Genomic DNA, 15,307 nt, shown 5'->3' with positions numbered 1-15,307 from the left:
AGATAAAAATGCTCGCCAAGTGCGAGCATTTTTTATGAAATAAAAGTAAGCAATTGTGAGAATACTTGTTCAGCTGAAATCTCTTTCATTGAACTTGCCGATAAGTAATGCTGATTTTTACCATAACAGCCAATCAATTTAGGATCCGTTGCGCCATAAAGCGTAATATTGGGCTTATCCAAGGCGGCAGTTAAATGCGCCAAGCCTGTATCCACCGACACGACGGCTTTTGCATTCGCAAGCTGTTTTGCAAGCTCCGTTAAAGTTAACTTAGGCAACACGATCACATTAGAATGAGCTTGAGCCAAACGCTCTGCTCGCGCTTTTTCCTGTTCACTTCCCCAAGGCAAGCGAATTTCGTAATCAGAAAGTGCGGTAATTTTTTCAACCAATTTTTGCCACTCAGATTCTTCCCAATGCTTATCTGCCCGAGTTGTAGAATGAATAAATACCACATAGTTTTTTTCTGAAGTTTGATGAAGAAAATGGCGAGCAATACCATAGTCGCCCTGAACTTGAGGTAATTCATAACCTAAACTTTGAGCAAAAAGCTGACGAATTCGTTCCACAGCATGCTGTTGATAAGAAATGGCATATTTTTTATCGTAGAAAAAAGACGCTAACGGCTCTCGGATACTTTGGCGATCATAGCCATGTTTCACACCTTGAGCGAAACGAGTTGCAAATAATGCACTTTTAATGAGCCCTTGTGCATCAATTACAGCATCATAGTTTTCAGCCTGCAACAAAGTGCGGTAATTTTTCCACTCATTTCTTGTTTGAATGGAAAAAGGCGATTTACGCCAACGGCGCAAAGCAATAGGAATCACGCGATTCACTGCAGAATGCCAACGTGGAATTTCGGCAAAATTATCTTCCACCACCCAATCGATAGAGAGATTAGGGATAGCACGCTGTGCATCAGTCAATGCCGGCAAAGTGTGGATAACATCCCCCATAGAGGACGTCTTAATCACGCATACTTTCATTTAATTAATCTTCTTCCCCAGTGCATAATCCCAAGCCCAGATACGGCTAAAATTCCCCCAATAATTAAGGAGGAATCCACCTGTTCATTCAACCAAACGGCTGAAAATAAAATGCCTAAAATCGGCACAAGAATAATATAGGCCGAGGCATTGCCCGCCCCTAAGTGTTTCACACCATCAAAATACCATGCATAAGCCAATACCGTTGAGCCAAATGCAAGACCAAGTAAACTAAACCATTGCGATCCATTTAATTGAAATACGGTTGCCCAATCTTCCGCACTTTCCGTCCATAATGTTGCCAACGTCAGCATGAAAAAACCAAAAGTAGAAGAAATCGTGGTAGCGGTGAGAGAATCAATTCCGATTAATACTTTACGAGCCAATAAAGTATAAGCAACCCAGCAAACTAAAGCACAAAGCAATAACATTTGACCGAATCCAAAATTTTGTAAGAGATTAGTTGGATTCCCTTTTGTCATAGCTAACAAAGAACCGCTAATCGCAATAATCATCCCTAATACAACCCAGCGATTCCATTTTTCTTTAAATAATAAAATAGCAAAAAACATCGTAAAGACGGGGTTAGAAGCGACCACCATTGTTCCTTGCCCTGCTGGAACATATTTCAACCCCCAAATAAAGAAAGTCGAATAACCAAAGATCCCAAGCAAAGCCGTTAACAATAACCCCACCCATTGATTAGGTCGCAGTTGTTTAGCATATTTGAAACGATTCGCTGCATATAGCCAAATAATGAGTGGAATAATGGCGAAAAAAAAGCGCGCGCTTGAAGCAACAAATGTCGGCATAGCTTGGGCAACCACTCGTCCCCAAGGCCAAGAGGCGCCCCATAAAATCACCATTCCAATTAATTGTAAATGTATGCGTAGAGGGTTCATTTTGCTAATAATGCCTCTAATTTTTCTAATGCCATTTCTGGCGTAATATCAATCAAACTTTGATGATAACCGCCCTCTTTATCGCCTTTACGGACTTTAATCAATCCACCTTCAATTAAACGAATAATCGTTGCTTTATCCGAAAGCGGCGGCGTATATTGCGGACTCGTTGGGCCATAAAGTGCAATCAATGGACGATTTACTGCTGCCGCAATATGCATCAAACCACTGTCATTGGTCACGACTGCCGTACAATTTGCAATTAAATCCACTGCTTCATTTAAATTTGTTTTTCCTGCTAAATTGACACAAAACTCACGCAACTCTTCTGGCAGCGCTTGACGAATTTCTTCGCCCCCAGGTTCATCTTTAGCAGAACCAAATAGCTCCACTGCATAGCCTTGTGTAATTAACATTTCTGCTAATTTTGCATAATGATAATGCGGCCAACGTTTTGCTGGGCCAAATTCTGCACCAGGACAAAAACCAATAATTGGACGCTCGACTAAAAGTGCGGTTTGTTTTTCAAATTTTTTTAAGGTTTCAGTTTGTTGCGCTGGCTCAACCGTCAAATAGGGTTTCAAGACAGGAATATCATCGGCTTTTGGTACAGCATCTTTTTCAAAAGCCAATGCAACATAACGCTGCACCATCATCGGATAATCTTTTTTATTAGCACGTAAATCATTCAATAAAATATAACGGCTTTCACCTTTCCAACCCCGACGATGAGCAATTTTTGCAAAGAAAGGAACAAACGCAGATTTCAATGAGTTAGGCAAAATAATCGCCATATCATATTGTTCACGCAAAGATTTCCCTAAACGATAACGCGTTCCCAATTCAAAGGCCCGGTGCCCTAATGGCATTTCAATCGCCTTACGCACCTCTGGCATACGTGCAAGCAAAGGCTTACACCAATTCGGTGCCATCACATCAATATTGCAGTTTGGATATTGAATTTTCAGTTGCTGGTACAAACTGTGCGACATCATCATATCGCCAACCCAAGATGGGCCAATAATTAGAATATTCATTTTCTGTCTTTCAGATAAAAGTGCGGTCAAAAATACCGAGATTTTTAACCGCACTTTGTTGATGGGAAGTAGGCAAACCTACGGTTTATTTTCTATTCAACCATGCCATATATTCAGCCACGCCTTCGGCGACTGTTTTGAATGGTTTATCGTAGCCTGTTGAGCGAAGTTTAGTCAAATCTGCTTGAGTATATTCTTGATAACGAGATTTCAAATGCTCTGGGAATGGAATGGTTTCAATCTCGCCTTTACCGTGGAATTTCACTACCGCATCAGCCACTGCACGGAAACTTTCTGCATTTCCTGTACCAAGGTTGTAAATACCTGAAATACCATTTTGCCAACACCAAATATTCACTGCAGCCACATCGCCTACATAAACGAAATCACGGCGGAAATGTTCGCTGCCTGCAAATAATTTTGGATTTTCACCTTTTAAGATTTGGTTATTCAAGTGGAATGCTACGCTCGCCATAGAACCTTTATGATTTTCACGCGGCCCATAAACATTGAAATAACGGAAACCACATACTGGCGATTTTGCTTCTGGCAAAATGTTACGCACATATTGATCGAACAAGAATTTAGAGTAACCATACACATTTAAAGGGCCTTCAAATTCACGTTCTTCACGGAATACTTTGGTGTCACCATAAGTTGCTGCGCTTGAGGCATAGAAGAAAGGAATTTCGCGGTCAAGACAATAATGCAACAACTCTTTAGAATATTCGTAGTTGTTGTGCATAATGTATTTGCCATCCCATTCCGTAGTCGCAGAACATGCCCCCTCGTGGAATACTGCATCAATATCACCAAATTCGTCGCCCGCGATAATAGAAGCAATGAAATCTTCTTTATCACAATAATCTGCAATGTCTAAATCAACTAAATTTGCGAATTTCGTGCCGTCTTTTAAGTTATCTACCACTAAAATATCTTTTCGCCCTAAATCATTTAATGCTTTGACAATATTGCTGCCAATAAAACCTGCGCCGCCTGTTACGATAATCATAATTCTGTCCTCTTTGAAATAAGTCTGCGTATTGTAATAGATTTTCTACCGCTTAGCCAAAAAACTCTGTGAAAAACAACCGCACTTTTAATCCCCAATAACTCGTTAAGCCCGTCGTAACAAGATCCATTTTGCCTTTACTCAACAATACAATTGTAGGCGTCACATTAATTTGCCATCGTTCCGCAAATTCCCCTTTAGGATCATTAACCGTGGTGAAGTGGTAGTCATGCTTACTTAAATAATCATTTACGTCCGCCTTATTGCCTGAGCGTAACGCCACCGATACAACTTGATAACCTTCTTTTGCTAAAGAATTAATTGCCGGCGAAGTATAGCGACAATAACCACACCAAGTTCCCCAAAAATAAAGCAGCGTCGCTTTATTTTGATCAAGACTTTCAAGAGAGAACGTATTCCCTTGAAGATCTTGTAACGTGATTTTATTTATTTCCTCTGGCACCACAGGACGACGAACAAAATCCAGTATGCTACTCATCACAATAAAAGTTAAAAAGAGGGATAAGCCATTCTTAAGTAGTTTTTTAATCTTCATTTTCTTTATTCCTTATCGCATTGAGATGATTGTAATCAAGCGTAAAAGCACAGTCAAAAACAAGGGATTTTTGCTACAATAGGTAAAACATAAATAAAGGAGGAAAATAATGACACCGAATCAACTTGCTCAATATATCGATCACACCGCACTTACTGCAGAAAAAAATGAACAAGATATTTTGACACTCTGTAATGAAGCGATTGAACACGGATTTTATTCTGTATGTATCAATTCTGGTTATATTCCACTCGCTAAAGAAAAACTTGCAGGATCAAATGTAAAAATTTGCACTGTAGTTGGCTTCCCTTTAGGTGCCAATTTAACCTCTGTCAAAGCATTTGAAACACAAGAATCCATAAAAGCGGGTGCAAATGAGATTGATATGGTGATTAATGTAGGTTGGATAAAATCGCAAAAATGGGATGCAGTAAAACAAGATATTCAAGCTGTATTTAATGCTTGTGATGGCACACCATTAAAAGTGATTTTAGAAACTTGTTTGCTCACTAAAGATGAAATAATGAAAGCCTGCGAAGTTTGTAAGGAAATCGGTGTGGCTTTTGTTAAAACATCAACAGGCTTCAATAAAGGTGGGGCGACCGTAGAAGATGTTGCATTGATGAAACAAACGGTTGGCAATATTGGTGTTAAAGCATCAGGCGGCGTGCGTGATACAGAAACTGCACTTGCAATGATTAAAGCGGGTGCGACTCGTATTGGTGCAAGTGCGAGCATTGCAATTATTAGCGGTACACAAGATACCCAAAGCACTTACTAATCCTTTCACGCGTGGTATTCTCACCACGCGTTTTTACATATTCGACAATTTCTGCAATAAACGATCCATTGCTCGATATCCCAAAGCTTCCGCTAAGTGTGGTTGAGAAATTTGTTGTTCTCCTTGTAGATCAGCAATGGTTCGAGAAACTTTCAAAATACGATGATAAGCCCGTACAGAAAGCCCCAGTTTATTCAGCGCATTTTCAAGGAAAAAGGCATCTTTATCACTTAACTTACAATCACGCTCAATCTCTTTACTATTCAAATAAGCGTTAATTTTTCCTGCTCTTTCCATTTGAATCTCACGCACTTTTAACACTTTTTCTCGTACTTGTGCGCTGGTTTCGCCACGATCGCCCGTATTTTGTAAGCTACCTTGTGGCAATAAAGGCACTTCAATAGACAAATCGAAACGATCTAAAAATGGCCCTGAAAGTCGATTCAAATAACGCATAATTTGCTGGGGTGAAGTGCGGTTATGTGTTCCTGTATAATGGCCTGTCGGACTTGGATTCATCGCTGCCACCAATTGAAAACGAGCTGGAAATTGGATTTTGGCATTAGCACGAGAAATAATAATCTCACCGCTTTCCAAAGGCTGACGTAGTGCATCTAACACCTTTCGCTCAAATTCTGGAAGCTCATCAAGAAAAAGCACACCATTTGTTGCTAAGGATATTTCACCAGGTTTTGGGATCGTCCCGCCTCCAACTAAAGCAGGCATTGATGCACTATGGTGCGGTGAGCGAAAAGGACGTTGTTTCCAATTATGAAAATTTAGCTCATTTTGAACTAAACTAGTTACAGATGCCGTTTCTATCGCTTCTAAATCAGTCATTTCAGGTAAAAGCCCTGTCAATCGGCTAGCTAACATGGTTTTCCCTGTGCCAGGAGGACCAAGAAAGAGCAAGTTATGCTGCCCAGCGGCGGCAATGGTCAATGCTCGTTTGGCATGCTGTTGACCAATAATATCCGTTAAATCTAATGTATTTTTACCCGAAAAATTTACCGCACTTTCTTTCACAATTTCAGTGGCAAGGGGTAATTTTTCCTGACTGTTGAGAAATTGCACCACGTCTAAAAGCGTTTGCGCAAAATAAGTATTTTGATCAGAAACGAGAGAAGCTTCATTGGCATTTTGCTTCGCGATGATTAACTCTCGCTTTGACTTTTGCGCTGCAAGAATAGCGGGGATCACGCCATGTACACCACGTAATTGCCCCGTCAGCGCAAGTTCAGCCACAAATTCAAATTGCTTTAAGCGGCTCGCATCAAGCTGATCCGAGGCGGCTAAAATTCCGATGGCAATAGGCAAATCAAATCGACCACCTTCTTTCGGCAAATCCGCAGGGGCGAGATTCACAGTGATACGCTTGGCTGGGTATTTAAATTGTGCATTCATCAACGCGCTACGCACCCGATCTTGTGCCTCTTTCACCGTTTTTTCGGGCAAACCAACAAGCGTAAATCCTGGTTTTCCGTTGCTTAAATGTACCTCAATAGTGACAAGCGGTGCTTGCACTCCCATAGAGGCACGACTGTAAACAATAGCAAGGGACATGATAATCCTTAAAGTGCGGTAAAAATAAAGATAGTTTTTGCACTATAAAAAAAGCACATAATGAAATCATTCATCATGTGCTTTTCTTGCGATCTAGATCGCAAAATTTACATTTTATTCCGAAAAAAGTGGCGAAAACCAAAAATCTAATTTCGCTGCCAGTTTATCAATACCAATTTTATTTTGTGCAGAAAAGGCTTCTACTTGAATATCACCTTGGAATGGAAGAATCGCTTCGCGCACCATTTTTACTTGTTTACTACGTGCGCTTTGGCTCAATTTATCGGCTTTAGTAAGCAATAAAAGTACTGGTAGATCTGCAGAAACCGCCCATTCAATCATTTGTTGGTCAAGATCCTTAAGCGGATGGCGAATATCCATCAACACAACCAATCCCGCCAAACATTCGCGCTTTTGCAAATATTCACCTAATGATTTTTGCCATTGGATTTTCATTTGCTCTGGCACAGCTGCATAACCATAGCCCGGTAAATCCACCAATTTACAATTTGGTTCCACTTCAAATAAGTTGATTAATTGTGTGCGACCCGGCGTTTTTGAGGTACGGGCCAAATTTTTTTGATTAGTTAATGCATTAAGTGCGGTCGATTTTCCTGCGTTTGAACGCCCCGCAAACGCAATTTCAATGCCCGTATCTTCAGGAATGGAACGAATATTCGGCGCACTCGTTAAAAAGTGAGTTTTATGGTAATTAAGTTTAATTTCAGACATAAGGATTCCTTTTAAAATTGCGCTTAGAATAGCATAAATAATCCCGTTTCCGAAATGACACGGATTAACTCAAAAGGCAAATTAAGAGATAAAAAAATGCGAAATCAAAGAGATTTCGCATTCAAGTCTAAAGAATAAACTTATTTTCTTGCAAGAGGCGGGACAAACATTAATCCTAAATCCCAAGGCTGTTCAATCCAAGTATTTTGAGGAATATCAATCACATAATCATCAACTAGTTCTGCCCCTGCTGGTTTTGCAAATACTGTCACAAATTTTGCATTTGGATACATTTCACGGATTGCACGTGCCGTATTACCTGTATCAACTAGATCATCAACTATGATGAAACCTTCCCCGCCATTTGGTACCTGTGCAGCGTGAAGAACCTGCAATTCACCTTGATTATTGTGGTCATGATAACTTGCAATACAAACGGTTTCTACGTGGCGAATGCTTAACTCGCGAGCTAATACTGCAGCAGGGAATAAACCACCGCGACTCACGGCAATAATACCTTTCCATTGGGATGCTGGAAGTAAACGCTCTGATAATTTACGAGCATGCATTTGGAACATATCCCAAGTCACCACATATTTTTCACTCATTTTAATACCCTAAATTTTGTCAATAAATAAAAATTGCGTAAGGATAACCTGAAATAGCATTTTATGCTATTATTTCCTCAAATTTTTTCGATAAAAAGGAGAAACTATGTCTGAAATTACAACACTTCAACCCGAATTGCTATGGAAATGGTTCGATCAAATTTGTGCAATACCACATCCATCTCATCATGAAGATACACTTGCAAACTTTATTGTTAACTGGGCAAAAGAAAAGCATTTTTTTGCAGAACGTGACGAGGCGGGTAATGTATTAATTCGCAAACCTGCAACAGTAGGTATGGAGAATCGCACACCTGTTGTATTGCAAGCCCACTTGGATATGGTACCTCAGGCTAATGAAGGTAATCCGCATGATTTCACCAAAGATCCGATTCGTCCTTATATTGATGGCGATTGGGTAAAAGCAAAAGGGACAACGCTTGGTTCCGATAATGGTATTGGTTTAGCATCTACATTAGCCGTACTTGAAAGCGATAATATCGCACATCCACCACTTGAAGTCCTTCTTACCATGACAGAAGAAACAGGAATGGACGGTGCATTACACCTCCGTCGTAATTGGCTACAATCGGACATTCTTATCAATACTGACACTGAAGAAATCGGAGAAATTTATATCGGTTGTGCCGGAGGAATTAATGCCAATTTATCAATACCAATTCAATGGGAAAACAACACTTTTGAGCAATCAATTCAACTCACATTGAAAGGTTTGCGTGGTGGACATTCAGGTTGCGATATTCATACTGGACGAGCTAATGCAATCAAAGTTATGGCTCGCGTATTAGCGAAACTTTCACAAAACACTTCTCCTTTCCAGCTTGCAGAAATTCGTGGTGGTTCAATTCGAAACGCGATTCCTAGAGAAGCTGTTGCGATTCTAGTTTTCAATGGCGAACCTCATGCTTTTGAAAGTGAGGTAGAAAAACTAAACATTTTATTAAAAGAAGAATTATTCATTGCTGAACCTAACCTTAAGCTTTTCTTAGAATCATCGGAAAAACCACAATCTATCTTTACCTTAGAATCAACAGAAAAAGTCATTCATTTATTAAACGCGTTACCTAACGGCGTCATTCGTAATAGCGATGTAATCAAAAATGTTGTCGAAAGTTCACTCAGCATTGGGGTATTAAAGACCGAAGAGCACAGTGTGAAGGGAACTATTTTAGTACGTTCATTAATTGAAAGCGGTAAAGATTATGTAACAGAATTATTAACCTCTGTTGCCAACCTTGCGGGTGCGAAAACTGAATTTTCAGCACCATATCCAGGTTGGAAACCAGTCAATGATTCCTCCATATTAAATCTTACCCAAAAACATTATGCTGCAGTGTTAGGCAAACAACCTGATATTAAAGTCATTCATGCGGGTTTGGAATGTGGATTACTCAAAGAGCATTATCCTAATATCGAAATGATTTCTCTAGGACCAACTATCCGTAATGCGCATTCACCAGATGAGAAAGTACAGATTTCTACTGTCATAACCTACTGGAATGTATTAGTAAATGTATTAGCTGATATACCAGTTAAAGCTTAATAAATAATAAAAAGCGATGGAATTTCAATATTTTTATCGCCTTTTTAAATATCTCAAAATAAACAAAAAAGAGATAAAAAAATACCGCACTTTAATATCTCAAAGTGCGGTAATTTTTATCGATATTTTAACTACACATCATAAGTGGTAGAGGCTGTATTCCCACCTCGACCTGTCCAGTTGGTGTGGAAGAATTCACCACGTGGTTTATCAGTACGCTCGTAAGTGTGTGCACCGAAATAGTCACGTTGAGCTTGCAATAAGTTTGCTGGTAAACGTGCTGAAGTATAACCATCTAAGAAGGTGATTGCAGACGCCATACAAGGCATTGGAATACCCACTTCGATAGATTTTGCCACCACTTTACGCCAGTCGCTTAATGCGTTTTCTAAAATGCCTTTGAAGTAACTATCTGAACCTAAGAAGATTAAATCTGGATTGGCTTCATATGCATCACGAATGTTACCTAAGAAACGGCTACGGATAATACAACCTTCACGCCATAATAATGCTGTTGCACCGTAGTTGATGTTCCAGCTAAATTGTTCAGAGGCTTCACGAATCAGCATAAAGCCTTGTGCGTAAGAAATGATTTTAGACGCCAATAAGGCTTTACGTACCGCTTCAATCCACACTTTTTTATCGCCTTCAACTGGTTGAATTGTTTTGCCGAATAATTGGTTAGCGGCAACACGTTGATCTTTAAATGAAGATACACAACGAGCAAAGACAGATTCAGTGATTAAGGTTAATGGAATACCAAAATCTAATGCATTGATACCCGTCCATTTACCTGTCCCTTTTTGGCCTGCGGTATCTAAGATTTTTTCAACTAATGGTTCACCATCAGCCTCTTTATAACCAAGAATATCGGTGGTGATATCGATTAAATAGCTATCAAGTTCAGTTTTTTTCCATTCTGCGAAGATAGCTTGCATTTCGCCATAGCTCAAGCCTAAACCTTCTTTTAAGAATTGGTAAGCTTCACAGATTAATTGCATATCGCCATATTCGATACCATTGTGAACCATTTTCACGAAGTGGCCTGCACCTTCACCGCCAACCCAGTCACAGCAAGGTTCGCCTTGTTCTGTTTTAGCTGAGATTGCTTGGAAGATTGGTTTAACATATGGCCATGCTTCGTGGTTACCACCTGGCATGATAGATGGTCCATGACGCGCACCTTCTTCACCGCCAGAAACACCCGAACCGATAAAGCGAATGCCTTTTTCAGCTAATGTTTTTACACGACGGTTGGTATCAGGATAGTTTGAGTTACCCCCATCAATGATGATATCGCCTTCTTCTAAATGTGGCAGTAATGCCTCAATGAATTGGTCCACCACATCACCCGCGCGCACCATTAACATCACTTTGCGTGGTTTTTCTAATTTAGCGGCCAAATCTTCCAAAGAATAAGCACCGATAATGTTCGTGCCTTTTGCCGCACCTTGTAAAAATTCATCCACTTTGGATGTGGTTCGGTTATACGCCACCACTTTAAACCCGTGGTCGTTCATATTTAAAATGAGGTTCTGCCCCATAACGGCTAAGCCGATAACACCGATGTCGCCTTTTACTGACATTGTTTTCTCCTGTTGTAGGGTACAAGTTGTTGTACCGATTTGAATATGTTGGTGCAATAAGTTGCACTCTACAAAATAAATTCTATTCTTTAATATCTTTAATCAAAGAACCTTTTTCATCATAGACTTGAAATCGAATTAGATGTCCATTTTTATAAAAAATTTTTGTTCTTAACTTACCTTCTTGCGTATAACCTTCAGACCATCCTTGAGCTAGTCCTTTTACCAATGGTGTATGAGAGTGCAATTTCCCATTAGGGTGATAAACATCAAAATATTTATCTACATACCCATTTTTTACAACTGTTTTAAAAGTTCGACCATTACTTGCAGTTCCTGTAAATTCACCATCTTTTATATTAGCAGGAACTTGTTTTTTAGAGATCGTTCTCATACTTTCAGGAATATCACTAATCTGATTAATTTCAGGCTGTGAAGAAGTAGTCTTGTTATTATCTGTCACACATGCGGTCAATATGAGAGATGCAAATAATGTTACTAATATTTTTTTCATATTTTTACCCTAAAAAATAAATGTTATTAAATTAAAAACCCTATGATAGCGCGTGTCTCCTGACGCGTGCCTTTATCTACAAGCATACGTTATGAAACGTGCGCTATCAGTAATCCATCTTCTTTCTACGCAAAAGTGCAGCCACCTTTCCAAGTATTTACCTCTTCGTCCACGCACTCATATGTTGAGTAAATCCAATATATGGATAATAATCCACTGCTTGTGGAGCAGATAAAAGCACGATTTTGGCTTGTGGATGTAAGGCTTGCTTAGTGTATTCAATTAACTGCAAGATGATACCTTGTTTCAGATATTCTATAGCAAAACTTCTTTTAAATTTCTCTAATCAAAGAGCTTCCTTGCTCTAACGTGTCTAGCCACTGCCATTTTTCATGGCCGACGAGTTTACTTTCTTCTAAAGAAAATGTTGTACAGCAACGCCCCAAACGATTTTCTAGAGAGTGATTTAAATGTTGATATGTAAATTCAATTTGAGTATCGTCAATCCATTTCCCAATTAAAAAGCCTTTTAAAATTTCACCGCCACCATATTCAGCCCAAATCATTTTACCTTGTTGATGGTAATGAAATTCTGTTTGGCTACTCACTTCACCATTTTCGGTGTTTTCAACAGCAACAAATTTTTTATTATCTAAATTCAACATTAAGTCACTCCGCATCTGATGTATCTATATTTTAATCTTACTTTAATCCATACAATGCTAATAAATTAACTCTTCGTCCACGCACTCATATGCTGCGTAAATCCAATATGCGGATAATAATCCACTGCTTGTGGAGCAGATAACAGCACGATTTTGGCTTGTGGATGTAAGGCTTGCTTAGTGTGTTCAATCAATTGCAATCCAATACCTTGCTTTTGATATTGTTCATCAACCGCTAAGTCAGATAAATAACAGCAATAGGCAAAATCCGTCACAGAACGTGCTACGCCCACTAATTGTTTACCATCCCAAGCAGTCACTAATAAATCCGCATGGTGCAACATTGTCGCGACACGTTTTTCATCCTCTAACGGACGGCGTACCCCGAGTGTTGTTTTATTTAGCAATTCAATAAATTGTTTAACTGAAATCGATTCATTCACTTTGTAGTCTATCATTTTGTAAGCCTGTGATATTTGATACTCAACTTGTTATAGCAATTTAGCGGCCGCTTTATCCAAATACCATTCTGTCACCCCATTTTTTGCTTTAATTTTTGCAGCGGGATAAGGGAGGTTTTCAGCGGGTCTAGTTTGAATTTCTTTGAGGATTTCCGCTTTGCTTTCGCCCGTTACTAAGTAGGTAATGCGTTTGGCTTGTTCAATGAGTTTAGCGGTTTTAGAAATGCGAATTTGACCACTTTCAGGGTGCTTAGCAATGACAACTAGATTTTCATCATCAAAATTGGTTTGATGTGGGAAGAGAGAAGCAGTATGACCGTCTGCCCCCATACCTAAAATGATCCAATCAAAAACACCGTTTGGAATGACCGCACTTAATTCTTCTTCGAAGCGTTTTAACTCAAAGTGCGGTTCATTTTCGCCACGAATTCGATTGATATTTTCTGCTGGAATTTGAATGTGATCGAATAAGAGTTTTTGTACTTCGCCATAGTTACTTTCAGGATCAGATGGCGGAACCATGCGATCATCCCCCCACCAAAAATGCAGATTTTTCCAGTTAATTTGTTCAGCATAAGGTGATTTGGCTAAAGTTTTAAATAACAGCTTAGGCGTTGAACCGCCAGAAAGAGAAATATGCACGGGGTGATTTAATTGGCTATAAATCACAAATTCTTGGGCAATTTTATCGACTGCGTGTTGCGCAGTTGGGAAGATGATAGTGTTCATTGATTTTCCGTAGGGTGGGCTTTAGCCCACAATTTATTATGTTCGATATTAAGAGAGGTGGGCTAAAGCCCCCCTACATTAGATTAATTAAACTTTTTTCTTCATTAAACCTGTCGGTTTACGCCAAACCTTGCCTTGTTTTGCGATTAATTTATCAGCTGCAACAGGGCCCCAAGTGCCAGATTCATATTCGTGAATACGACCACCATTGGCTTTATAATCTAAAATCGGTTGCACAAATTTCCATGCAGCATGCACAGCATCAGTACGAGCAAACAAGGTTGCATCGCCTTTCATCGCATCCAACAATAAGCGTTCATAAGCGGTTAATACTTGTGCGCCTGCTAAATCTGCATAACGGAAATCCATTGATACTTCTTTCGCTTCAAAACCTGCACCTGGTTTTTTCAAACCAAAACGCATTGAAATCGCTTCATCAGGTTGAATACGAATAATCAATTTATTCTCTGGTGCATTTTGGCTGAATACAGGATGTGGCGTGGTTTTAAAATGAATCACAATTTCAGTCACACGAGCAGGTAAACGTTTACCCGTACGAACATAGAATGGCACGCCAGCCCAACGCCAGTTTTCAATTTCACAACGCAATGCGATGTAGGTTTCAGTGCGAGAATCTGCCGGTACACCTTTTTCTTCCAAATAACCTTTTGCCATTTTACCGTTGATTTCCGATGCGGTGTATTGTCCCAAAACGAGATTATGCTCCATATCTTCTGCAGTTAACGGACGCAAACTATGCATCACTTTTGCTACTTCATCACGCATGGAGTTCGCATTAATAATCGCTGGCGGCTCCATTGCCACCATCGCTAATACTTGCAATAAATGGTTTTGGAACATATCGCGCATTGCGCCAGAACCATCATAATAGCCACCGCGCTCTTCCACGCCTATAGATTCTGCACCAGTAATTTCTACATAATCAATGAAATTACGGTTCCAAAGCGGTTCAAACCAACCATTTGAGAAACGTAATACAAGCAAATTTTGTACTGTTTCTTTACCTAAATAATGGTCGATACGATAAATTTGGTGTTCTTCAAAGAAACGGTGGATTTGTACGTCTAATGCTTGCGCTGTTTTTTCATCGTAACCAAAAGGTTTTTCAACAATAATACGCTTCCAGCCATATTCTTCCGTATTTAAACCATGTGCAGCCAAACACTCAGGAATCACGCCATAAAGACTTGGCGGAGTGGACATATAGTAAAGGGTGTTACCACAGGTTTTATATTTATCATGAAGGTCATCTAAGCGTGGAACAAGTTTACCGTAATCTTGAGCATCCGAAGTATTCACAGCTTGGTAATAAAGATGAGAGCAGAAAGCATCTAAGGTTTCTGGTGTTGTTTCTTCATTATGGATTAACGCCTCACGCATTTTTTCGCGGAAAGTTTCATCATTCAAGTCAGAACGTGCAACACCTAGAACGGAAAAGTTTTCACTCAAACGCCCAATTTTATAGAGATTATAAAGAGCTGGAATGAGTTTACGGTGAGTTAAGTCACCAGACGCGCCAAAAATGACGATACAGTTATTATCAGTTTGCATAATTATTCCTTATAAGATTCCGAGTAATGTCGAAAA

General features: G+C 39.6%; 16 protein-coding genes and 1 pseudogene. 2 read left to right on the top strand and 15 right to left on the bottom strand.

Features of this window, described 5'->3' with window-relative positions:
- Positions 1 to 32 precede the first annotated feature (32 nt).
- The 5 genes from rfaC to A9501_RS08130 form a co-directional block, all read right to left on the bottom strand.
- The gene (gene rfaC / locus A9501_RS08150) at positions 33 to 989 is read right to left on the bottom strand and encodes a lipopolysaccharide heptosyltransferase RfaC (RefSeq protein ID WP_065265544.1); all 957 of its coding nucleotides are present in this window, start codon (positions 987 to 989) and stop codon (positions 33 to 35) included.
- Positions 986 to 1,891 (bottom strand): DMT family transporter, encoded by a 906-nt coding sequence (locus A9501_RS08145; RefSeq protein WP_065265543.1) that lies wholly within the window; start codon positions 1,889 to 1,891, stop codon positions 986 to 988. The genes rfaC and A9501_RS08145 overlap by 4 nt, the downstream gene beginning before the upstream one ends.
- Positions 1,888 to 2,928 (bottom strand): lipopolysaccharide heptosyltransferase II, encoded by a 1,041-nt coding sequence (waaF, locus tag A9501_RS08140; RefSeq protein ID WP_049363979.1) that lies wholly within the window; start codon positions 2,926 to 2,928, stop codon positions 1,888 to 1,890. Before waaF ends, A9501_RS08145 begins: the two co-directional genes overlap by 4 nt.
- Positions 2,929 to 3,013: 85 nt before the next feature.
- Entirely contained in the window at positions 3,014 to 3,940 is a 927-nt protein-coding gene (gene rfaD / locus A9501_RS08135) for an ADP-glyceromanno-heptose 6-epimerase (protein WP_005636304.1), read from the bottom strand.
- Between the two features lie 52 nt (positions 3,941 to 3,992).
- Positions 3,993 to 4,496, bottom strand: coding sequence for a protein disulfide oxidoreductase (locus A9501_RS08130; protein ID WP_065265542.1), 504 nt, complete (start codon positions 4,494 to 4,496; stop codon positions 3,993 to 3,995).
- A 109-nt stretch (positions 4,497 to 4,605) separates the two neighbouring features.
- Between A9501_RS08130 and deoC the strand changes: the two genes are divergently transcribed.
- Complete coding sequence (deoC, locus tag A9501_RS08125; RefSeq protein WP_065265541.1) at positions 4,606 to 5,277, top strand: deoxyribose-phosphate aldolase; 672 nt, start codon at positions 4,606 to 4,608, stop codon at positions 5,275 to 5,277.
- Between the two features lie 33 nt (positions 5,278 to 5,310).
- Here the strand turns inward: deoC and A9501_RS08120 are convergent, their stop codons facing one another.
- From A9501_RS08120 to gpt, 3 genes are all read right to left on the bottom strand, one after another.
- Complete coding sequence (locus A9501_RS08120; RefSeq protein WP_065265540.1) at positions 5,311 to 6,840, bottom strand: YifB family Mg chelatase-like AAA ATPase; 1,530 nt, start codon at positions 6,838 to 6,840, stop codon at positions 5,311 to 5,313.
- Positions 6,841 to 6,954: 114 nt separating this feature from the next.
- On the bottom strand, positions 6,955 to 7,572 hold the full coding sequence (gene yihA / locus A9501_RS08115) for a ribosome biogenesis GTP-binding protein YihA/YsxC (RefSeq protein ID WP_065265539.1): 618 nt from the start codon (positions 7,570 to 7,572) through the stop codon (positions 6,955 to 6,957).
- A 140-nt stretch (positions 7,573 to 7,712) separates the two neighbouring features.
- Positions 7,713 to 8,180 carry a xanthine phosphoribosyltransferase gene (gene gpt, locus A9501_RS08110; protein WP_048953410.1) on the bottom strand — a complete coding sequence of 156 codons (468 nt, stop codon included), beginning with the start codon at positions 8,178 to 8,180 and terminating at the stop codon, positions 7,713 to 7,715.
- A gap of 106 nt (positions 8,181 to 8,286) precedes the next feature.
- Between gpt and pepD the strand changes: the two genes are divergently transcribed.
- Positions 8,287 to 9,744, top strand: a complete 1,458-nt coding sequence (pepD, locus tag A9501_RS08105) for a beta-Ala-His dipeptidase (RefSeq protein WP_065265538.1) — start codon at positions 8,287 to 8,289, stop codon at positions 9,742 to 9,744.
- 131 nt (positions 9,745 to 9,875) lie between these two features.
- Here the strand turns inward: pepD and gnd are convergent, their stop codons facing one another.
- From gnd to zwf, 7 genes and pseudogenes are all read right to left on the bottom strand, one after another.
- On the bottom strand, positions 9,876 to 11,330 hold the full coding sequence (gene gnd / locus A9501_RS08100; protein WP_048953406.1) for a decarboxylating NADP(+)-dependent phosphogluconate dehydrogenase: 1,455 nt from the start codon (positions 11,328 to 11,330) through the stop codon (positions 9,876 to 9,878).
- Positions 11,331 to 11,412: 82 nt separating this feature from the next.
- Entirely contained in the window at positions 11,413 to 11,844 is a 432-nt protein-coding gene (locus A9501_RS08095) for a toxin-antitoxin system YwqK family antitoxin (RefSeq protein WP_111407771.1), read from the bottom strand.
- Between the two features lie 157 nt (positions 11,845 to 12,001).
- A pseudogene (locus A9501_RS09565) lies at positions 12,002 to 12,160 on the bottom strand (GNAT family N-acetyltransferase); the annotation flags it as partial.
- A 16-nt stretch (positions 12,161 to 12,176) separates the two neighbouring features.
- Positions 12,177 to 12,509, bottom strand: coding sequence for a n-acetylglutamate synthase (locus A9501_RS08090; protein WP_065265537.1), 333 nt, complete (start codon positions 12,507 to 12,509; stop codon positions 12,177 to 12,179).
- Between the two features lie 65 nt (positions 12,510 to 12,574).
- Positions 12,575 to 12,967, bottom strand: coding sequence for a GNAT family N-acetyltransferase (locus A9501_RS08085; RefSeq protein WP_065265536.1), 393 nt, complete (start codon positions 12,965 to 12,967; stop codon positions 12,575 to 12,577).
- Positions 12,968 to 13,000: 33 nt separating this feature from the next.
- A complete protein-coding gene (gene pgl / locus A9501_RS08080) occupies positions 13,001 to 13,699 on the bottom strand; it encodes a 6-phosphogluconolactonase (protein WP_065265535.1) in 699 nt (232 codons plus the stop codon).
- Between the two features lie 87 nt (positions 13,700 to 13,786).
- Positions 13,787 to 15,271, bottom strand: a complete 1,485-nt coding sequence (gene zwf, locus A9501_RS08075; RefSeq protein ID WP_065265534.1) for a glucose-6-phosphate dehydrogenase — start codon at positions 15,269 to 15,271, stop codon at positions 13,787 to 13,789.
- Positions 15,272 to 15,307: the final 36 nt, after the last annotated feature.

This window comes from Haemophilus sp. CCUG 66565, from assembly GCF_001679495.1.
GTDB classification, from domain to species: Bacteria; Pseudomonadota; Gammaproteobacteria; order Enterobacterales; family Pasteurellaceae; genus Haemophilus; species Haemophilus haemolyticus_K.
Note: the sequence above shows the minus strand (reverse complement) of the source record. Positions and strands in the feature narration are given on the sequence as shown.